17 protein-coding genes are annotated in these 19,915 nt (G+C 57.6%); 8 read left to right on the top strand and 9 right to left on the bottom strand.

The features are described from left to right. Window positions 1-13: 13 nt before the first annotated feature. Together ACT01B_RS03640 and ACT01B_RS03635 are read left to right on the top strand one after the other, a co-directional pair. Window positions 14-955, top strand: coding sequence for an electron transfer flavoprotein subunit alpha/FixB family protein (locus ACT01B_RS03640; RefSeq protein ID WP_445146028.1), 942 nt, complete (start codon window positions 14-16; stop codon window positions 953-955). A 19-nt stretch (window positions 956-974) separates the two neighbouring features. Next, a complete protein-coding gene (locus tag ACT01B_RS03635) occupies window positions 975-2,321 on the top strand; it encodes a phosphomannomutase (protein WP_445147417.1) in 1,347 nt (448 codons plus the stop codon). A gap of 457 nt (window positions 2,322-2,778) precedes the next feature. Here the strand turns inward: ACT01B_RS03635 and ACT01B_RS03630 are convergent, their stop codons facing one another. Further along, on the bottom strand, window positions 2,779-3,687 hold the full coding sequence (locus ACT01B_RS03630) for a class I SAM-dependent methyltransferase (protein WP_445146027.1): 909 nt from the start codon (window positions 3,685-3,687) through the stop codon (window positions 2,779-2,781). A gap of 333 nt (window positions 3,688-4,020) precedes the next feature. On the opposite strand from ACT01B_RS03630, the gene ACT01B_RS03625 reads away from it, so the two are divergent. After that, complete coding sequence (locus ACT01B_RS03625; RefSeq protein WP_445146026.1) at window positions 4,021-5,022, top strand: class I SAM-dependent methyltransferase; 1,002 nt, start codon at window positions 4,021-4,023, stop codon at window positions 5,020-5,022. A 174-nt stretch (window positions 5,023-5,196) separates the two neighbouring features. Here the strand turns inward: ACT01B_RS03625 and ACT01B_RS03620 are convergent, their stop codons facing one another. The 8 genes from ACT01B_RS03620 to ACT01B_RS03585 all read right to left on the bottom strand — a co-directional run bounded on the left by ACT01B_RS03620 (window position 5,197) and on the right by ACT01B_RS03585 (window position 15,162). After that, the gene (locus ACT01B_RS03620; RefSeq protein ID WP_445146025.1) at window positions 5,197-5,763 is read right to left on the bottom strand and encodes a D-glycero-alpha-D-manno-heptose-1,7-bisphosphate 7-phosphatase; all 567 of its coding nucleotides are present in this window, start codon (window positions 5,761-5,763) and stop codon (window positions 5,197-5,199) included. Further along, window positions 5,760-6,401: a sugar phosphate nucleotidyltransferase gene (locus ACT01B_RS03615; protein ID WP_445146024.1), complete on the bottom strand. Its 642-nt coding sequence runs from the start codon at window positions 6,399-6,401 to the stop codon at window positions 5,760-5,762. The genes ACT01B_RS03620 and ACT01B_RS03615 overlap by 4 nt, the downstream gene beginning before the upstream one ends. Before the next feature lie 49 nt (window positions 6,402-6,450). Continuing rightward, window positions 6,451-7,050 (bottom strand): D-sedoheptulose-7-phosphate isomerase, encoded by a 600-nt coding sequence (locus ACT01B_RS03610; RefSeq protein WP_445146023.1) that lies wholly within the window; start codon window positions 7,048-7,050, stop codon window positions 6,451-6,453. After that, window positions 7,035-7,970, bottom strand: coding sequence for a GHMP family kinase ATP-binding protein (locus tag ACT01B_RS03605; RefSeq protein ID WP_445146022.1), 936 nt, complete (start codon window positions 7,968-7,970; stop codon window positions 7,035-7,037). Before ACT01B_RS03605 ends, ACT01B_RS03610 begins: the two co-directional genes overlap by 16 nt. Window positions 7,971-8,059: 89 nt before the next feature. Then, window positions 8,060-11,617, bottom strand: coding sequence for a glycosyltransferase (locus ACT01B_RS03600; protein ID WP_445146021.1), 3,558 nt, complete (start codon window positions 11,615-11,617; stop codon window positions 8,060-8,062). 4 nt (window positions 11,618-11,621) lie between these two features. After that, window positions 11,622-13,040: an ABC transporter ATP-binding protein gene (locus ACT01B_RS03595; RefSeq protein WP_445146020.1), complete on the bottom strand. Its 1,419-nt coding sequence runs from the start codon at window positions 13,038-13,040 to the stop codon at window positions 11,622-11,624. Next, complete coding sequence (locus ACT01B_RS03590; RefSeq protein WP_445146019.1) at window positions 13,030-13,854, bottom strand: ABC transporter permease; 825 nt, start codon at window positions 13,852-13,854, stop codon at window positions 13,030-13,032. Before ACT01B_RS03590 ends, ACT01B_RS03595 begins: the two co-directional genes overlap by 11 nt. 129 nt (window positions 13,855-13,983) lie before the next feature. Continuing rightward, window positions 13,984-15,162, bottom strand: coding sequence for a trans-sulfuration enzyme family protein (locus ACT01B_RS03585; protein ID WP_445146018.1), 1,179 nt, complete (start codon window positions 15,160-15,162; stop codon window positions 13,984-13,986). Window positions 15,163-15,518: 356 nt separating this feature from the next. On the opposite strand from ACT01B_RS03585, the gene ACT01B_RS03580 reads away from it, so the two are divergent. From ACT01B_RS03580 to rfbD, 5 genes are all read left to right on the top strand, one after another. Continuing rightward, complete coding sequence (locus ACT01B_RS03580) at window positions 15,519-16,343, top strand: hypothetical protein (RefSeq protein WP_445146017.1); 825 nt, start codon at window positions 15,519-15,521, stop codon at window positions 16,341-16,343. Window positions 16,344-16,470: 127 nt separating this feature from the next. Further along, window positions 16,471-17,541: a dTDP-glucose 4,6-dehydratase gene (gene rfbB / locus ACT01B_RS03575; protein WP_445146016.1), complete on the top strand. Its 1,071-nt coding sequence runs from the start codon at window positions 16,471-16,473 to the stop codon at window positions 17,539-17,541. Continuing rightward, window positions 17,538-18,425 (top strand): glucose-1-phosphate thymidylyltransferase RfbA, encoded by an 888-nt coding sequence (gene rfbA / locus ACT01B_RS03570; RefSeq protein WP_445146015.1) that lies wholly within the window; start codon window positions 17,538-17,540, stop codon window positions 18,423-18,425. The genes rfbB and rfbA overlap by 4 nt, the downstream gene beginning before the upstream one ends. Continuing rightward, window positions 18,422-18,979 carry a dTDP-4-dehydrorhamnose 3,5-epimerase gene (gene rfbC / locus ACT01B_RS03565; RefSeq protein ID WP_445146014.1) on the top strand — a complete coding sequence of 186 codons (558 nt, stop codon included), beginning with the start codon at window positions 18,422-18,424 and terminating at the stop codon, window positions 18,977-18,979. The genes rfbA and rfbC overlap by 4 nt, the downstream gene beginning before the upstream one ends. After that, complete coding sequence (gene rfbD / locus ACT01B_RS03560; protein WP_445146013.1) at window positions 18,976-19,911, top strand: dTDP-4-dehydrorhamnose reductase; 936 nt, start codon at window positions 18,976-18,978, stop codon at window positions 19,909-19,911. The genes rfbC and rfbD overlap by 4 nt, the downstream gene beginning before the upstream one ends. Window positions 19,912-19,915 lie beyond the last annotated feature (4 nt).

The following is a 19,915-nucleotide window of genomic DNA, read 5'->3' as shown; positions in this document are numbered from 1 at the left end:
GAGGAGACCGGACATGAGCAAGATTCTCGTTATCGCCGAACATCTGGGCGGCAAACTTAACCCCTCCACTGCACGCGCGGTAAGCGCCGCCGCCGCCGTCAAGCCTGAAGCCATCGACGTGCTGGTGCTGGCTGATCAGGTCGACGCCATTGCCGCCGATGCGGCGAAGCTCGAAGGCGTGAGCCGCGTGCTGACCGTCGCCCGCGCGGAGAATGCGCATCCGCTTGCCGCCGTACTGGCGCCGCAGATCGCCAAGGCCGCAGCGGGCTATAGCCACGTATTCGCCCCGTCCACCACGTTCGGCAAGGATGTCGCCCCTCGCGTCGCCGCCCTGCTTGGCGTGGCCCAGGTAAGCGATGTGATGAGCATCGAAGGCAGCCATAGCTTCAAGCGCCCGATCTACGCGGGCAACGCCATCATTACCATCGAGGCGGATGCCAACTTCACCGTCGTGGCGACCATTCGCACTGCATCGTGGCCGGCCGCTGCCAACGGTGCCAGCAGTGCGCCGATCGAAGCACTCTCTCTCGACGTCGCCCTTCCGATCCACACCCGCTTCATTGAATTGCAGCAGGGCAAGAACGACCGTCCCGATCTGCAGAGCGCCAGCAAGGTCGTTTCAGGTGGTCGCGGCGTGGGTTCGAAGGAGAACTTCGACATCATCTACAAGTTCGCGGACAAGATTGGCGCCGCCGTGGGCGCTTCACGCGCAGCAGTCGACGCCGGCTACGTGCCCAGCGACCTGCAGGTCGGCCAGACCGGCAAGATCATCGCGCCCGAGCTGTACATGGCTATCGGTATATCCGGCGCGATTCAACACCTGACCGGTATCAAGGACGCTGGAACGATCGTGGCGATCAACAAGGACGGCGAGGCACCGATTTTCGAAATCGCGGACTTCGGTCTGGTGGGTGATTTGTTCAAGCTGATTCCCGAGCTTGAACAAGCGCTTTGACCCCCAAAATGGAATTGGAGTGAACCTCAACAGCTTCAAAGCCTACGATATTCGTGGCCGCGTCCCGGACGAACTGAATGACGATCTGGCGCGCCTTATCGGCTATGCGACTTCGCAGTTGCTTGGCCCAGGCCCCATGGTGCTCGGCCGCGATGTGCGCCTTAGCAGCCCCGCGCTGCAGGATGCCTTGACCGCGGGCATCACGGCTACCGGGCGTGATGTCGTCGATATCGGTCTATGTGGCACCGAAGAGGTTTATTTCCAAACCGCCCACCTCGGTGCGGCTGGCGGCATCATGGTGACCGCCAGCCACAACCCCATGGATTACAACGGACTGAAACTCGTTCGCGAAGGTGCGCGGCCCATCAGCGGTGACTCGGGCCTATTCACCATACGTGACAGTGTCGCCAACGGTACTTTTGTTGAAGCGACGCGCACCGGAAAGCTCAGCCATGCGCTCGACAAATCTGCCTATATAAGGCACCTGCTTACCTATATCGACCTCAAGTCACTCAAGCCCCTCAAGATCGTCACCAATGCCGGGAACGGCGGCGCGGGCCTGATCATCGACGAACTGGCACCATACCTGCCTTTCGACTTCATACGTGTGCAGCATGGCCCAGATGGCCGATTCCCCCATGGAATCCCCAATCCCCTGCTACCGGAAAATCGCAGCGCCACTGCGGACGCAGTGCGTGCAAATGGCGCGGACTTTGGCATTGCATGGGATGGCGACTTCGATCGCTGCTTCTTCTTCGACGCCGACGGTCGCTTTATCGAGGGCTACTATCTGGTGGGCCTACTGGCAACATCGCTCCTCGCCAAAAACCCAGGCGACAAGATCATTCACGATCCACGCCTCACCTGGAACACGATCGAAATGGTGCGCGATGCGGGCGGCGTCCCGATGCAGAGCAAGACCGGGCACGCATTCATCAAGGAACGGATGCGCATGGAAAATGCCGTTTATGGTGGCGAGATGAGCGCACACCACTATTTCCGCGACTTCGCTTACTGCGACTCCGGCATGATTCCGTGGCTGCTGATCGCCAGCCTAATTTCGCGGACCGGCCAGTCTCTGGCACAGATGGTGGAGGATCGGATGCACGCCTATCCTTGTAGCGGTGAGATCAACTTCAAGGTTGAAAACACGGAAGCGGCTATCTACCGAGTGATGTCGCACTTTGCCACGTCATCCCCGCAGATCGACCAAACGGACGGGATCAGCGCCGACTTTGGTGGCTGGCGCTTCAATTTGCGCAGTTCCAACACGGAGCCGCTGCTCCGGCTCAATGTTGAATCCCGCAGCGACGCGCAGCTCATGCAACACCGCGTCGACGAAATCAGCACACTGCTGCGCGACTAGCGGTTCTTGGCGGACAAGCGGCTGCCCGTCGTCCAGAATCACTTCCAACCGCTTCCGCTCCGGCTCGCAGCCATGATCAGGCGATGTTCCGCGGGTGGTGTTGGCCGCCCGCCGGGCACTTGTCAGACAACATTCGCGCTTGCGAGCATTCTGATCTCAGGCTGGCGACGATGGTGACCTGGGATACGACATCCGCTCACGTGGGCAACGTATCCATTTGGGTCGACGGCGGTAGCTCAGATCCGAAAAATTGGATAAAAGCGGGCCCGAGCGGGCAAGCTGAGACGGGAAATTGGATCGGGGACAATGCCACGTTGCGCCTCACGGACAATGACACCAAAAGAGTATTGGCCATGCGCCGGATACATGTGCAGCAATGCCTCGAACGGTCGCCTTCCGCATCACCAGCTATCGCCAATTGAATCTTGGCGATAGCGAATGGGCGACGACCAACGACTTATCTGCGCAGAAAACTTAGCGCCCAGGCGGTCCGTTCCATGTACTCGGCATGGTAATAACCTGATCGGGCTGCCTCGAATGCCGCCTGATACAGCAAGCCCGCCTCCTCCAGTAAATGCCTGTTGTTCGGCACTGGAGAGTAGAAGCGCTCACTGAAGCCCGGTTCCGTGCTCGTAGGCCCAAACTCAGCTAAAAACGCATAGCTTTTGCCCGGGATTGCTGAAATCCGAAAACCCTTCGGCTCGAATATCTTTTGTAGCCCCGGCAAGGAATACGAAACGATGTGACCGCGACCGAGAGGATCCAGGTAGCCGGGATCTTCGTTTCGAACATAATTGTGCAACCCCGTGTTGAACAGCCATAGTGTGTTCTCGTGGCTGACCCTCGCCAACTGCTCGACCAGGCCCGTCAGCATCTTAGGCGTGAGATGCTCCACCACCTCGATGCACACACCGGCATCAAACGCGTCGACGAGATCGCCCACCGCCCCTACCGTGTAATTGGGGTGCCGACTGTGACCCTCGGGAGGAAACATTTCGACGGCATGAAATAAGTCCGCATGCCTTGGCAACATGGCTGACAACTGGTCCAACAGGTAGCCAGGGCCTGCGCCCACGTCGAGGAAGCGCTTTACTTCGGAACGCGCATACAGGATGGCCTCACCGGCCCTGACCAAACCATCACTCCTTGAACGCTGCCTAGCTGACTCGAGCTCCGCAGCCCAATACGCATCATCATAAGTTCGAAGAGACTCGCCGCGATCCACCTTGGCCAGGACGTTGGGATCTATGAACAAGGATCCGCATGCGTTGCAGTCGAAATATGAAAAGCCGTCAATGACTCGATACGGCTTGGCGGCTGCTTTTTTTTCACAAACGGGACAATCGATCTTCACCAGTAACCCCATATGACTTTGCGAACTTCACTGCGAAATCGTAGCGACGGAAGGGATCAGCGCTGTCAGCTCGATCTCACCCGCGCCCCATTTTGCAAGCATAGCATCAGGTCCGTTACCGCTCCGAGGCTCCGTGATCTGCAGGCCCCTCAATGGGATTGCAGGGCAGCATGGAAGTTTGTGAGTAGCACAATGCCTCACTGAAGGGACTGCAATATCTACGCCTCCGGGCCGGCCGGCCTCGACCATGATCGTGAGAATGTGCGGGAAAGCTCCCCCTATCAACCGATGCTTATGAGAATATCCGGGGACACCGCAAGTCACACACTCAATCGGAGTCGCCTGATGGAAAGCCATATCCAGAGTGCCATCTCTCTCGGTGCGAGGCGGCTCAGGAGGATCGTGACGCGTCTTGGCCTGGCAAGTTCGTTACCCGCGATGCGTGACGAAAAGAGCCGCCATGGCTTCTCTCCATCGAAGATACTGATGCAAGCCGATCTATGGAATCTCACTCTGAACTCGTTCGCAGAGTGCCAATGCGCGCTTGAGACGCACGCGGAGAGATTCCAGGCAAGGCGCTCTATTGAGAACGAAATCCAGGGACAACTTGGCTCACGTAAGGAAGCATTCCTGCCTGGCTATTGCTGGGTATGTCGATCCGTGCAGGCGTTTACGTACGACTTTTTGCATTCGGACTCAAAACACGTTAATTGGCGCGAACGCCTCATTTGCCCGACGTGCCAATTAAACAATAGGCTTCGTTTATCTGTTCAGGTCTTTGAATGCTCGGTCAAAGGCACCAATCCAAGTATTTACATCACTGAGCAGGTCACTCCTATGGCGGCCTACCTCGCAAAGCATTACCCCTCGACGGTGATGAGCGAGTACCTAGGGCCGGAGTTTTCGTCAGGCGCTATCGACTCGCGCGGCATTCGTCACGAGGACGTTACCGCACTTAGCTTTGAAGATGCGACCTTCAACTACATCCTTAGTTTTGATGTACTCGAGCATGTGCCTGACTATCGCGCCGCGTTACGCGAATTTAGTCGCACACTTAAACCCGGTGGTAAGGTGCTTTTGTCTGTGCCCTTTGGGCTCCTGTACGACCGCAACCTCATCCGGGCGCGCATTGGCCAAGACGGGAGCATCGAACACATCCTCCCAGCCGAATATCATGGCGATCCCGTGGATCCACAGGGCGGCGTTCTCTGCTATTACCATTTTGGGTGGGAATTGCTCGAAGACTTCCGGGCCGCCGGCTTTTCGGACGCCAAGCTTTCCATCATGTGGTCACTCGAATACGGCCATATCGGTAACGAACAGATTCTCATAGTTGCCCAGAAATGACCCCGATGGCGGCTCGCCCCTCCTGATCTGGAGATGGTCAGGGTGAGTCGCTGATCCGGCAATGCTGGAAAGGATGTCCTGAACTTGTTCAGGACATCCTTGCATGAACCAACCCACGCGCGGAGACCTCCAGCGCAAGCGAGCCCAGCTGTTCACGCGTATCCTGCAGTCGCACTAAGATTGACGGAAAACAAGGCTCATATCTTCAATGGCCATGTCGACCATGAAGGATGCGCCTATCCCTGCCGCATCGGCTGCTTGAAGATCACTAGCCTTGTCACCCACAAGCACACAAGACCCTAGCCGAAGATCGAAATCGTCGGCGGCGGCGAGGATCATTCCCGGCTTTGGCTTCCTGCAATCGCAATCCTTCTTCCATTCACCAAGACCTGCCTCGGGATGGTGCGGGCAATAGTAGGTGGCCAGCAACGGCACCCCACGCTCTTCGAATTGAGCGTGCACCCAGCGCGTATATTCAAGGAACTCGCCTTCGCTGTAATAGCCTCGAGCTATACCCGATTGATTGGTCACAACGATGAGCCCGAACCCAGCATCCCGCGCCATCACGCAGAGATCAAAGATGCCTGGCACCCAGTCGGTGTTGTCCGCCGCATACACATAGCCATGATCGACATTGATGACGCCGTCGCGATCCAGGAAGAGCGCCCTACCTGAGCTCTGATGCGGCTGACGCTTGTTGCTCTCTGAGACGAACACGCCAGGACATGAATGGGCAGTCATACCGGCACTGCAAACATGTGCTGTGCACGGGCGAAGTCTTCAGGCACTCCGATATCAATGAAATCAGCGGACTCCTCAAGCGCCGCAACCTCGCTCTTGAGCGCTGCAGGTAATAGCACGTCCGTTTCGAATGAGTAAGCTGTCATGGCTGGCAGGGCCGCAATGCCGTCAACTGACAGAAAGTAGTTTCCCGCATTGATGTAACCAGACCCCACTCCCCCTTTCTCGCGGAAGGCAGCCACTTTGTGATCCACCACCTCAACCGCGCCATAGCGCCCCACGTCAGGGACCTTGGCCAGCGCCATGCCGATAGGAACGGCCAAACCGCGAACCCGTTCCTCCAGTTTTTTCAGGTCAAAGCGAAGGAACGTATCGCCATTGGCCAAATGCACACCTTCGCCCTGCAGTCGACTTGAGGCCAGGCGAATGGCGCCACCGGTTCCGAGCGGCGTCTCTTCGCGGGAATAGACCACTTCCATCCCGCTCCAACGCTTGCCTATGACCTGCTCAATCGTTTCCGCCATGTAACCGGTGGCGAGGATCACACGACGAATCCCGGCATCGGCCAGGTGGTCTAGCAGACGCGCCAAAAACGGCCGCCCTGCCACGGGCGCAAGCGGCTTGGGCAGGTCAGGCACGACACTACGAAGACGCGTACCCAGCCCACCAACGAGGACGATAGCCTCCTCAGCCCTTGGCATCGGAGAACATCTCGTGTTCGATCAGGCCGCACAGCAAATGCCCAATGAACTCATGGCCCTCTTGAATCTTGGGCGTCTCACTGGAAGGCATGCGAAAACAGACGTCGCATCGTTCTGCCATCGCGCCGCCGCTTTCACCGGTGAAACCGATCACGCCAAGTCCCTGGGAGCGCGCCGCGTTAATAGCCCTCAAGATGTTTTTCGAATTGCCCGAGGTCGAAATGGCAAAAAAAACATCGCCCTCTCGACCTAGCGCTTCCACCTGGCGAGCGAACACATAGTCATAGCCGTAGTCGTTTCCGATGGCGGTCAGAATACTCGTGTCGGTAGTGAGGGCCACAGCGGGCAGACCAGGGCGGTCGAAGTAGAAGCGGCTGACCAGCTCGCCTGCCCAATGCTGCGCATCTGCTGCGCTGCCGCCATTGCCGGCGAACATCAACTTGTTGCCTCGCTTGAGCGCCGCAACAGACATGGCCAGCGCCTCCTGGATCCATTGGCGCATGGTGCGATCTGCAGACATGGTCTGCAAAAGGTCAATGGACTTCTTGAATTCTTCGTCGACTCTCGTCATCAGCTGATTCGCCATGCCGTAGCCCCTTGTTGAGTGAAATGAAAGTCCATCACGCTTCCTCCCTGTTCCAGCAGGGCTCGAGTCAACCGCAGCCTGTCTTCCGGATCACAGAGGAACATCATGAATCCGCCGCCACCTGCACCAGACACCTTGGCAGCCCTGGCGCCGTTGGCAAACGCCACTCGCTCGACATGCTCGATGAGTGGATTGCTGATGCTCGTCGCGGTCTTCTTCTTTGCTTCCCAGCCCGCCTGAAGCGTGGTTTCCAGGCGCCGGAGGTCGCCTTTGAGCACGCATTCCTTCATCTGAATGGCTTCCTGCTTGAGGCTGTGCATAGCCTCTATCGAAGCCTGGCGACTCTCCCCGACATTTCGCGACTGCTGGTCGATGATGTCCGCTGAAGCGCGGGATACGCCAGTGAAGTACAACACTAGTGAAGCTTCCAGCTCGGCCCATACCCAGTCCTTGACGCGCAATGGGTTAACTATCACGCGTTCGTCGGCGTAGAACTCCATGAAATTGAAGCCACCAAAGGTCGCGGCATACTGATCCTGCTTGCCTCCAGCCAATCCCAGGTCCTTGCGCTCCACGAGATACGCCAGTTGTGCCACTTCATACTCACCCAGAGGCAAGTTGAAGTATTCGACATAGGCTTGAATGAGTGCGACGACCATCGTCGACGAGGAACCAAGACCCGAACCAGGCGGTGCATCGGAAAACGTCTTCACGTGCAGGGGGACAGCATCGCCGTTCAGATAGTCACGCGTGATGCGCGCGTGCACCCCCTTCAGGAGCTGGAGCGGCCCTTGTGTCGGAATCGGCGATTCGCTGTGCCACTCTTCATGAGCGCCGCCATCCAATGTCGAAAAACGGCACATGGCGTCCGCGGATTGGCATATCGTGGTGTATGCGTAGCGATTGATGGTCACATTCATGACATGACCACCAAAAAGGTCACAGTACGGAGCAACGTCCGTACCGCCACCGGCTAGCCCAAGGCGCAGTGGTGCACGAGACCGGACGATCATACGCGCGCCCCCTGCACTTTTGATGGCATGGGCACTTCGAGCTCCTTCGAGAACACTTCCCACTGCGCATCGATGGTGAAATGCCGCCGGACAAAGGCCTGCTCGCCTGCGGATGCTTTCCGCCAGGCATCGTCGCTGGTGAGAAGCTTAAGCACATGGTCCGCGAATTCCTTTGCATCATCCGTGGCAGCAAGGTAATCCGAGGTACCACTCAGCCCTTGGACACCAGCCGACGTCGTGACACAAGGCAAACCGTACCGCATCGCTTCAATGACTTTGCCTTTCATACCTCCGCCAAAACGGAGCGGAGCGATCGCGACACGTGACGATGCGTAACGCCTGGCTAGCTCGGCGTCAGTCACAAATCCCGTCACTTCAACGTGCCCGCTTGCCAACGCCTTCACCTCGTCCGTTGGATGCGAACCAACTAACGAGAGCGTGACATCAGGACGTGCCATACGAATAAGCGGCAGTACTTCCCGGACAAACCAGACAGCTGCATCGACATTCGGCGTATGCGAGAAGCCTGCAACGAACATCAAGCCCGCACGTTCTGAGAGGTTGCTCCCAACGTCATCGGGAACCGTCTCATACGAGTAAGGCGCGATCGTGTAGTAACGAACCTGAGGGGCATTGGTCCGCAGCCACGCGCCTACTTGTTCGGTCTCATGATGGGATGGGTAGTAAACCGCATCGACAAGTCGCCAAACATTCTTCTCAAGCCGCTCCATTTTGTCCCGATCGACAGCCATGCTCTCGCTGTACTCGACGCGCAACTGGTCATCCATACGCATGTAGTGAACGTCATGCCCGTAGTACAACAGAGGCACTTCCGTGTGTTTGCGCACTGCTGGAATGAAATCAATCGCAATATTCGGCCGACTCAACAAAACACAGTCGATGTACTTGCGGTTATCTCGCAGCCACGCGTCAAAGCCCTGCCGGCACTCATCGCCATAGAGCACCTCAACGCCAAGCTGCTGCAAGGCAGGGGTATAAACCGAATCAACCCACAGGTTCTGCGGCCAGAACTTCACGTGGTAGCCCATGCGCTGAAACATGACGATGAATTGCCACATCGTCCGCGAACCCGCGTCCCGATCAGGCTGAGGAACGTAGTGATCCACGATGAGGATGGTTTTCTTGCCCGCCGTCCGTCCCCTGGCTGCAGCTACATTCTGTCCGCTAGGGAAATGCTCGCGCGCGAGTACGTCGCGCCAACGCTCCCGGAGGCGCCCTTGGTTCTCGACTTGGTAGGCCTTGGTACCGGCGGTCACGTCGGTTCCATGGGAGATCCCTTCGAAATGCACAACGACTGAGGCAGGTTGATAGTAAAGCTTCAATCCAGCCTCTCTTACCTTGAATGCCAAGTCCGAGTCTTCGCAATAGGCGGGTACATATCGTTCGTCGAACCGGCCAAGCTGCTCGAACAGCCCAGCGCGAATAAGCAGCGACGCCCCGGAACAATAATCGGCTTCCCGCACATAGTTGTAGACGCTGCGACCCGGATCATCCATGCGACCATAGTTCCAGGCACTCCCATCGCTCCAGATGATGCCGCCGGCCTCCTGCAGCCTTCCATCCGGATAGACAAGTTTGGAACCCACCATGCCGCAATCGGGGAAGCGTTCGAATACATCCAGCATGGAATCGAGCCAACCAGCAGTGACTTGCGTGTCGTTATTGAGCAGGTAGAGGTATTCGCCCCTGACCAGGGTCGATGCCCTGTTGCAGGATCGCAAGAAACCCAGGTTGTCGGGATTCTCCTCGTAGCGCAGCCCCGGGACCTTCTTCAGGTCGCGCATGGATACGTCACCGGACGCGTCCTCAACCACCAAAATCTCGAAAGGCACCAGCGGCTGATGTTGCATGATGGATTGAAGACAGGCAGCCGTGTAGCCAAATTGGCCATAGGTCGGGATAACAATGCTGACCAAGGGATGCTCAAAGGTCGGAAACGCCAGGTCAGCCAGATTCACCGCTGGCGGGGATAGCGTTTTTGTTCCCTCGGACGGGCTCGCGACAATATCGCGACGCAGTCGCTGCCGCAGCCCACGCCGCACTGATTCAATGTCGCCTCTCAACAGCAGACCCATAGCTCGCAAGGGGCGAGTGATTCGCCACGAGCGGGACTGGACAATCTGTCGCAACTGTTCGCCTTGAACGGCCATTTCGAACTCGAGCGAACGTAGGCGGGAAGACATCTGCTCCCCCTTGTCCAGCTCAGCTGCCCGCAATTTACGTAGTTCAAGCAATTGAGCCGCAAGCTCATCTCTATGCTTGACCACTGCTTCATGACCGTGGATTGAACGTTCCGCCGCCTCACCTAGTTGCTCAATTTCGCGCATATGGCTCGCCGCATTCACGACGGCTTCGAGCAGCTGAGACTCATCGTCAAGCACATGCTCCAACGTTCCCTTGATCACGATGGCGTTATCTGCGTATGAATCGCGCTCGACTTGCAATGCCTCGATCTGCTCGCGCAGCGCGACCACGTCGGCATTCCGTTCGCTGAGTTCACGGTCAAGACCCTTGGCCCAATTAGCGATATTCTCGTGCTCTTGCACCAGGTCGCCGTATGCCTTGCGCGCCTGTTTCAAATCAGCATCAAGACCCTTGGCCCAATTAGCGACATTCTCGTGCTCTTGCACCAGGTCGCCGTATGCCTTGCGCGCCTGTTTCAAATCAGCATCAAGACCCTTGGCCCAATTAGCGATATTCTCGTGCTCTTGCACCAGGTCGCCGTATGCCTCGCGCGCTTTATTCAAATCAGCTTCAAGACTCTTTGCCCACTTCGCCACGTCGCGATGATGGGTGTAGAGATCCTCTGACTCTGAAAAGAACACCGAAGGGTCGGGCCGGGGAAGCTGAACATCTTTCGCAGCGGCAATCGCCACAAAATAAACTGGATCAACCAATCGAGCCGAACGCTCCAGAACATCATCACCGGTGTCGGTCAACGCTTCTACGACGCGTGTGGCGTCTTCCAGCTGAAGAGGAAGGATCGCAGAGCCCACCGCAAGTCGCTGCCCGTAATACCGCACCTGGGGAAACTGCTGACGAAGCAGCTCGTCGAACTCGGAGAAATCCAGTTCCTTTACGTGAAACTCGTTGTGATGCCCCGCCTTGTCCGTGTACACCGGACGATTGGGAGAGGACATGATCAGCAAGCCTCCGGGCCTCAGGACACGACGAAGCTCGCTCATCATTTCGAGGTGCTGATCATGGTGCTCGATCGTTTCGAACGAAACCACGACATCGACGCAACTGTCGGGCAAAGGAATCGCCGCGGCATTACCCTCGCGATACTCCAGCCCCTCAATACCCGCATACGTTTTCGCCGCGTGCTCTACCGTCTGAGGTGAGATGTCGACCCCGATCACCGACGATGCACCGCCGCGCGCGAGAATGGCGCTGCCGTATCCCTCGCCGCACGCTATATCGAGCACAACCTTGCCAATCACCAGCGGGCGACACCAGGCATAACGATGCAGATGCTCGTGCCTAATCTCACCCGCCTCAGTTGGAAGGAAACGCTCACCAGTAAATTCCATGTATTCAGGCCCTCAGCTGCTTAATCTCAATCGAACGCATAGGAATGCCCACCAGGCCATGACGCATGGTGCTCTCGTCCGCCCTGAAAGCCAGAGCATCGTGAATCCAATGCTGCTGCGTGTGATCGTCCTGTGAGCCGCTGGCGAGCGCCACATCAACGGAATAGTCACCCGAGGCAAGGATCGGCATCCTGAATTCAAACTTCGCTTCCAAGCGAGCGCCCACCTCCGCCTTGATGGGGTGTTCGTGGTAACTCAGGTACGTGTTATCACCGAACAGGCGCTGGCCAAGCCGATCCTTGACGTAGAAGCCAAAAATCGGAGCACTGATAGGAGCGGAAACCTCCGCCTCTATTATCAAGCGTACTGGCTCGCCTCCCAGGATGAGACGGCAATTCTCGCCGTCTACATCGACGATGCGCACATCCGTAATGCGGGCATCACCAGCTCCAAATTGGCTGTTGAGTTGCTCCGGATCGAACTCAAAAATCTCCACGCGATTACGCTCGCCGTTCGCTTGCTGAAGACTTTTGCGTGGATCGACTATGTCGATCGGAACCGCTGCGGGCGCTTGCGACGGTAAAGGTTTGCCACTTCCATTCCCGGCAGTCTTTGATCCAGGCACACGCACTGCCACCGCATTGCCGAGGGTCGCGCGATCTGCAGCGTGCTGTTCGGCAAGGTAGCGCTCTACCACATCTCGCGTGGCCCCATCCACTACAAGCCGTCCTCGATCCAGCCAGACCGCACGATCACAGAGGTTGGTCACCGCTCCCGTGTCATGGCTTACGAATAGCAGCGTACCGCGCTTTTGAAACTCACGCAGATAACGCATGCACTTTTGGGTAAATCGCACATCGCCAACACTGAGCGCCTCATCAATAACCAAGGTATCGGCATCGACATGCGCAGCAATGGCGAAGGCCAGTCGCACATACATGCCACTGGAATAGGTCTTCACCGGCTGACTGATAAATTCGCCGATATCGGCAAATGCCAAAATGGAATCGAAGCGCTTGCGCAGCTCGGTCTCTGAAATACCGTACAGAAGACCGCTCAGATAGACGTTTTCCTCGCCTGTGAACTCCGGGTTGAAGCCCGCACCCAACTCAAGCAGCGCCGCTATGCGGCCGTGGATCTTGACGGCACCCTCGGTTGGGTAAAGCGTCCCGCATATCATTTGAAGCAAGGTCGACTTACCCGAACCATTGCGCCCGATGATGCCAACGGTCTCACCGCGCTTCACACTGAAGGTCACATCGCGCAGTGCCCAAAACTCGTCGTGATAGGCCAGCTCGTGCTTTCCTATCATGCGCCCGAGGCGAGGCAGGATCATCTGCTTGAGCCTGTCGGCGGGCTTGGCGTAGATGTCGTATTTCTTGCCCAGCGACTCGACTGAAATGGTCTGTTCTTCAGAGGACATCAGCAAAACCCCGGCGCGTGCGTTCAAACCAGCTGAAGGAAGCCCATGCAAACAGGCTCGACGCCACTGCGTATAGAGCGAGCATCGTCCAGTTCGGCATATGCCCCCATACCAGCACGTCTCGCGATGCTTCCACGATGACTGTCAGGGGATTCAGGTAAAGAAGGTTGCGATAAGGGAGAGGAATCAGTTCCTTGGAATAGAAGATGGGTGCGAGGAACATCAGCATGGCGGTAATGATGCCAATAGCCTGCTTGAGATCACGCAGAAACACCCCCAGCGACGCCAGTAGCCAAATCAGCCCGACGACGTAGGGAATGAAGACCGCCGCCACGATCGGAAACAGCACGACCGTCCAGGGAATACTGCCCCTTACCACGAGCGAGAAGACCAGCAGGACTACCGTAGAAATCGCCAGATGGAACAGTGCTGAGCACAACGTGCTCCACGACAGCGTTTCCAGGGGAAATACGATTTTCTTGACGAAGTTCGTGTTGTCCACAATCAACATGGGCGCGCGATTTGCACACTCGGCAAACATAGTATTTATGTTGAGGCCAGCGAACAGAATCACTGCGAACTCGAATTGCCCTCCGTCTTGCGTACCCCAGCGCGATTTGAAAATCAGGCCAAATACGAGGGTGTACACCCCCAGCATCAGCAAAGGATTGAAGAACGACCACAGTAGGCCAATAAAGGACCCTCTATAGCGCCCGATCACATCACGCCGTGCCATCTGTATGACCAGGGGAAAATGACGGACCAGGGCCCGATATGGCGAAAGAGGATCGCGTAAACGATAAGTTGAATTCATGCTTACTCGAAATTTTTCATGGTAATGGCTAGATCCACGTCCCTGACGCTCACGGACACTTTGAATACATGTTGACAGCCGATATCTGCTTACTAGTCCCTCGGAACTGAATCTCCCAAAGTGCCCCGTCTAGCCGAGTGCAGCAGCCAGCTCATCACGTAAATCGGCGACATCTTCCACACCCACCGACAGCCTGATCAACCCGTCACTGATCCCGAGCCGTTTACGGTTGGCCAGCGGCACGGATGCGTGAGTCATGATGGCCGGATGTTCGATCAGGCTCTCCACACCGCCCAGCGACTCCGCCAGAGCAAACAGGTGACAGCGTTCGAGCATCCGACGCGCCTTCTTAAGCCCCCCCTTCACTTCGACGCTGATTATGCCGCCGAAACCGGCCATCTGACGTCGGGCGAGCGCATGTTGGGGGTGGCTCTTGAGACCCGGATAAATGACCCGTTCTACGGCATCGTGCCGTTCGAGCCAGTGCGCCAATTGCATGGCGCTTTCACAGTGAGCCTTCATACGCAAGTGAAGCGTCTTTAGACCACGCATGGCCAAGAAGGAGTCGAACGGACCCGCGACCGCACCCACCGAATTTTGCAGGAACCCCATCCGCTCAGCGAGCTCTTGAGTGCGGGCAACGACTACGCCGCCAACCATGTCCGAATGGCCATTGAGATACTTCGTCGCGGAATGCAGAACCAAGTCGGCACCGTACTCCAGCGGACGCTGGATCATGGGTGAGCAAAAAGTGTTGTCGACCACCAGGATGAGCCCATGCTTGCGGGCGAAGGCAGCCACCTTGTCCAAGGCAACCAGCTTCAACATGGGGTTGGTCGGCGTTTCAGCCCAGATCATTCGGGTGTTCGGCTTCAAGGCTGCCTTGAGAGCCGCCGTATCGTTCAAGTCAACGAAGCTGAAGTCCAGGCCCGCCGAGCGGCGGCGCACCCTTTCGAACAGGCGATAACTGCCGCCATAGAGGTCATCCATGGCAATGATGTGGCTCCCCGTGTCGAGCAAGTCCAAAACCGTAGCCGCTGCAGCTAAACCGGAAGCAAAGGCGAAGCCATCCACGCCCCCCTCAAGTTCCGAAACACACTTTTCGTAGGCCATGCGTGTCGGATTCTGGGTACGAGAGTACTCAAACCCCTTGTGCTTGCCAGGGCTTTCCTGAACGTAAGTCGATGTCGCGTAGATCGGCGTCATGATGGCGCCCGTCGTCGGATCGGGCGACTGTCCTGCATGAATGGCAAGGGTTCCCAGACCAAGCTTCGGACGTGTCGTGCTCTTCTTCGTGGATGTAGCCATGCCCAGGGATCTCCCCGCCTCGTGACAAACGCTTATCTTACCTTTCCTCGCGGATGTAACCGACTCCGGGGAAGGTTTGTGTTCACAAATGCCGAAGCCAGGCTATCGCCGGCTCGAGCCGGCCTCAATTCATACCTGAAGCAACATTGACCAGACGGGGCACATTGTCATTTTTGTGCAATGTATATGTAAGCTTCACGCAAGTTTTGCGTAAACTCGGGCGCCGGTTCGGCGTTTAAAGGCCCTAGCGCCCCCGAGGAGACCGCCAGTGGCCAAGGGGACGGCCGCGCATAGCCACCGTTTTGCACGACGTTGGCAAGCGCGTATCTAGAAATCAAAACAACCCGAGCTTTGGCATGGTCGAACAATCCATCCTGATTCATTACCACATCTTCAAAAACGCAGGCTCCAGCGTCGACGCCTGTTTGCAGCGCTCATTTGGCAGCCTGTGGGGAACATTCGAGGGGGAGCACGCCCACGATGTCCAGTCGAGCGGACAGCTCGCCACGTTCATCCAAGCAAATCCAGGCTTGAAAGCCGTTTCCAGCCACCTGGCTCGCCCACCGTTGCCACATCGGGGATGCCTGCCGGTAACGTTCGTTCGACATCCGCTGCTTCGGGCTTATTCCGTCTACCGGTTCTCACAGAAAGATGAGACGCAGCCATTTGCCGAAGTGGCCAGAGACAGAAATTTCGCTGCCTACATCGAGTGGGCGCTGCGAGGGGATCCAGGAAGTATCGTCATCCGCAATTATCAGGTGGTCCATCTTTCGGACGCTTCATGGCGAGGGGGGGATATCCTGCAGGCGTGCGCAACGGAGGCCGATCTGGGGCAGGCGCAGAACCTTCTCCGCGAGTGGGGCATCGTAGGGGTGGTCGAGTTATTTGACCTGTCCGTCCAGGTGCTGCAGGAAACCTACGCCCCTCTGCTTCCCGGGCTACGGCTTTCATCGTGCTGGGAAAACTCAACCGCCCGCAATATCTTGCCCTGGGAGCACAAGGTGTTTGAACTGAGGAATTTGATTGGGGACGAGCTCTACGCAGCCTTCATGCAGGCGAACAGGCTTGATATGGCATTGCACACCTGTGCGCGAGAAATACTCCTGTCTTCGGCAGGGCGCTCCAGAAATCAGACAAGGGCCCGTCCAGGTCTGCGCGGGTTTGAAATGGCAACTCCCTGAATGCTATGCAAAAAGCAGTTCAGTCAATAGATGCGATGCTTGGTTGTTACAGTCAGAGCAGGCAGAATTGCGCAGTCATGGCACATGTACTTCGTGTCTTTTCGCCTTTCCTGCCTGAGACTCCTTAATGACGAGCGCTTCATCAGAGACTACGACCCTACTTGTAACCGGCGGCGCCGGCTTCATTGGGGCCAATTTCGTGCTTCAAGCGGTGCGCGACGGTAAGCGAGTAGTCAATCTGGATAAGCTCACCTATGCCGGCAATCTGGATACCCTAGCGTCCATCGAAAACAGCGACAGGCACATCTTCGTGCAGGGCGATATCGGTGATCGTGAGCTGGTAGCGCGGTTACTGAAGTTGCATCGACCCGACGCCATCGTCAATTTCGCCGCCGAGTCTCATGTCGATCGTTCCATCGATGGCCCCGCGGCATTCGTCGAGACGAATGTCGTCGGCACGCTTGGCCTGCTCGAATGCGCACGCGACTACTGGCGTGAGCTGGACGGAGCGGCAGGCATGGCGTTCCGCTTTTTGCACGTGTCCACCGATGAGGTTTACGGCTCGCTAGGCGCCGATGGCAAGTTCACCGAGCAGACGCCGTACGCGCCAAACTCGCCCTATTCCGCATCGAAGGCAGCTTCCGACCATCTGGTCCGCGCCTTCCATCACACCTATGGCCTGCCGGTACTGACCACCAATTGCTCAAACAACTATGGGCCGTACCAATTCCCCGAGAAGCTGATTCCGCTGATTGTTCAGAAGGCCCTGGCTGGCGAAGCTCTGCCGGTTTACGGCGACGGTTTAAATATCCGCGACTGGCTCTACGTGGGTGACCACTGCACGGCCATCCAGCGCGTTCTGGAAGCCGGTCGCGTGGGCGAGACCTATAACGTGGGTGGCAATGCAGAACGCGAGAACATCGTAGTCGTGAAAACAATCTGCGCACTGCTGGACGCACGCCGTCCGCTGCCCGATGGCCGCAAGCGCGAATCGCTAATCACCTTCGTCAAGGACCGTCCTGGCCATGATCGCCGCTACGCGATCGACTCGAGCAAGCTGCAGGACGAGCTTGGCTGGCGGCCTTCACAAACATTTGAGAGTGGCATCGAACAGACCATCGACTGGTATCTTTCGAATCAGACATGGTCCGACCGCGTACTCGACGGGAGCTACCGCATGGAGCGTCTGGGATCATGAGCGCCACAAAAGGCATCATTCTCGCCGGCGGATCCGGCACCCGCCTTTATCCGATAACTCAGGCGGTGAGCAAGCAGCTGCTACCGGTCTATGACAAGCCGATGGTGTACTACCCCTTGGCCACGCTCATGCTGGCAGGCATTCGGCAGATTTTGATGATCAACACGCCACATGAGCAGGAGCTCTTCCAGCGCTTGCTCGGCGACGGCTCGCAGTGGGGCATCGACATCACGTATGCCGTGCAGCCATCGCCGGATGGCCTGGCGCAGGCGTTCACTATCGGCAGAGATTTCGTTGGAACCAACCCGAGCTGCCTGGTCCTTGGTGACAACATCTTCTATGGCGTGGGCCTGACCGAACGCTTGAAACGTGCAACATCTCGCGAGCATGGCGCCACCGTGTTCGGCTATTGGGTGCGCGATCCCGAGCGATATGGTGTCGCCGAGTTTGACGCCCAGGGCAAGGTCGTTGGTATTGAAGAGAAGCCTGCCAAACCGAAGTCCCAGTACGCGGTTACTGGCCTCTACTTCTACGACGGCCGCGCGTGCGATTTTGCTTCCGAACTCAAGCCATCTCCTCGCGGCGAACTCGAAATCACGGATTTGAATCGCTGCTACCTCGACGACGGCTCACTGCATCTGGAACAGCTCGGCCGCGGCTACGCGTGGCTGGACACGGGTACGCACGAATCACTGATGGAAGCCGGCAACTTCATTCAAACCATCGAGCACCGCCAGGGACTGAAGGTCTGCTGCCCCGAGGAAATCGCCTACCTCAGTGGCTGGATCGACGCCGAGCAGCTCTTGCGTCTCGCTGCGCCACTTGCCAAGACGGGTTATGGCCAATATCTGCGCAATCTGACCGAGCAAGGCTACGTTCGATGAAAGTGATTGAGACCTCGTTGCCTGGGGCCGTGGTTATCGAACCACAGATATTTGGCGATGCACGCGGCTTTTTCTACGAGAGTTACAACAAGGCCAAGTATCACGAGGCAGGCATCACCGCGGCGTTCGTGCAGTCCAATGTCTCGCGCTCCGCCAAAGGCGTACTTCGTGGTCTGCACTATCAGTGGCCCAACCCCCAAGGCAAGTTGGTAAGCGTGCTCGAAGGAGAGGTATTTGACGTGGCGGTCGATGTCCGTCGTAGTTCGCCCACGTTCGGGCAATGGACCGGGGTCATGCTGACTGCCGACAATCATCGCCATTTCTGGATTCCCGAAGGCTTTGCCCACGGTTTCTGCGTGCTTTCGGATGTCGCGACCTTCTCATACCAATGTACGGCGCTCTACGACCGCGTGGCTGACGCCGGCGTGCGCTGGAATGATCCGGACATCGGCATCGATTGGCCGGTCAGCCAGCCACTATTGTCCGAAAAGGACGAGAAGGCACCTCGGTTGAAGGACGTGAGTACGGATCGTCTGCCGGAGTATCTTCGTTGAAGATCGCCCTACTCGGCGCCAATGGTCAGCTCGGGCGTAGCTTCATGCATGAAGGCAACCTCGCAAGCCTCGGCGTGCTGATTCCGGTAAGCCGTGATGGCAAGCTGATCGATGGTGGCCATGGCGAGGCTGGTGACCTGGCTTCACTGGACGGCGTCCGGGATCTGCTCGACCGCACGCGACCCGACATCATCGTGAACGCCGCCGCCTATACGGCAGTAGATCGCGCCGAGCAGGAGGAGGACCTCGCCACGCTGGTCAATGGCGAGGCCGTGCGCGCCATCGGTGAATGGGCCGCTCGAAACGGGGCGTTGGTGCTGCATTATTCGACGGATTACGTCTTTGACGGGGGAGCTCGAAGCCCCTACCCGATCGATGCCCCCACCGCCCCCATCGGGGCGTACGGCCGCGGCAAGCTGGCCGGGGAACTGGCACTACGCGCCAGCGGCGCACACCACCTTGTGTTTCGCACCGCGTGGGTCTATGCAGCGCACGGGCATAACTTTCTGCGCACCATGCTCCGTCTCGGGGCTGAGCGCGATCAGTTACGCGTGGTTGCGGACCAGTACGGCGCCCCCACCTCCACGAACCTGATCGTGGCCGGAACGGTGGCTGCGCTGAAGCGTTGGCTAGCGCTGCCAGAGGCGGCACGTGGCGAACTCGAAGGCACCTACCATCTTGTCGCCAGCGGCGAAACAACATGGCACGGGTTCGCCTCTGCCATCTTCGAGCAAGCGGTGGAACACGGCCTGCTAGCACGCAAGCCGGACGTCCAGGCCATCGGTACGGCTGATTTCCCGACGCCGGCGAAGCGCCCCGCCTATTCAGTGCTAGACAACACCAGGTTCCAGAAGCAGTTCGCCTTTACGCTCCCGCACTGGAGCGATGGACTAGCCGAGGTCATCCGCGAACTCTCACCAAAGAGACTCTGAAAGC

The sequence above is a fragment of the Dyella sp. Tek66A03 genome (assembly GCF_052567735.1).
The sequence above is the reverse complement of the archived record's forward strand: the minus strand, read 5'-3'. Positions and strand labels throughout refer to the sequence as shown.

Excerpts from the sequence above, each read along its gene's own strand:
- rfbB (WP_445146016.1), top strand. The coding sequence starts at position 16,471 with ATGACGAGCGCTTCATCAGAGACTACGACCCTACTTGTAACCGGCGGC.
- rfbA (WP_445146015.1), top strand. The coding sequence starts at position 17,538 with ATGAGCGCCACAAAAGGCATCATTCTCGCCGGCGGATCCGGCACCCGC.
- ACT01B_RS03640 (WP_445146028.1), top strand. The coding sequence starts at position 14 with ATGAGCAAGATTCTCGTTATCGCCGAACATCTGGGCGGCAAACTTAAC.
- ACT01B_RS03605 (WP_445146022.1), bottom strand. The coding sequence starts at position 7,970 with ATGAATGTGACCATCAATCGCTACGCATACACCACGATATGCCAATCC.
- ACT01B_RS03580 (WP_445146017.1), top strand. The coding sequence starts at position 15,519 with ATGGTCGAACAATCCATCCTGATTCATTACCACATCTTCAAAAACGCA.
- ACT01B_RS03595 (WP_445146020.1), bottom strand. The coding sequence starts at position 13,040 with ATGTCCTCTGAAGAACAGACCATTTCAGTCGAGTCGCTGGGCAAGAAA.
- ACT01B_RS03610 (WP_445146023.1), bottom strand. The coding sequence starts at position 7,050 with ATGGCGAATCAGCTGATGACGAGAGTCGACGAAGAATTCAAGAAGTCC.
- ACT01B_RS03630 (WP_445146027.1), bottom strand. The coding sequence starts at position 3,687 with ATGGGGTTACTGGTGAAGATCGATTGTCCCGTTTGTGAAAAAAAAGCA.
- ACT01B_RS03620 (WP_445146025.1), bottom strand. The coding sequence starts at position 5,763 with ATGACTGCCCATTCATGTCCTGGCGTGTTCGTCTCAGAGAGCAACAAG.
- ACT01B_RS03600 (WP_445146021.1), bottom strand. The coding sequence starts at position 11,617 with ATGGAATTTACTGGTGAGCGTTTCCTTCCAACTGAGGCGGGTGAGATT.
- ACT01B_RS03625 (WP_445146026.1), top strand. The coding sequence starts at position 4,021 with ATGGAAAGCCATATCCAGAGTGCCATCTCTCTCGGTGCGAGGCGGCTC.
- rfbC (WP_445146014.1), top strand. The coding sequence starts at position 18,422 with ATGAAAGTGATTGAGACCTCGTTGCCTGGGGCCGTGGTTATCGAACCA.
- ACT01B_RS03590 (WP_445146019.1), bottom strand. The coding sequence starts at position 13,854 with ATGAATTCAACTTATCGTTTACGCGATCCTCTTTCGCCATATCGGGCC.
- ACT01B_RS03585 (WP_445146018.1), bottom strand. The coding sequence starts at position 15,162 with ATGGCTACATCCACGAAGAAGAGCACGACACGTCCGAAGCTTGGTCTG.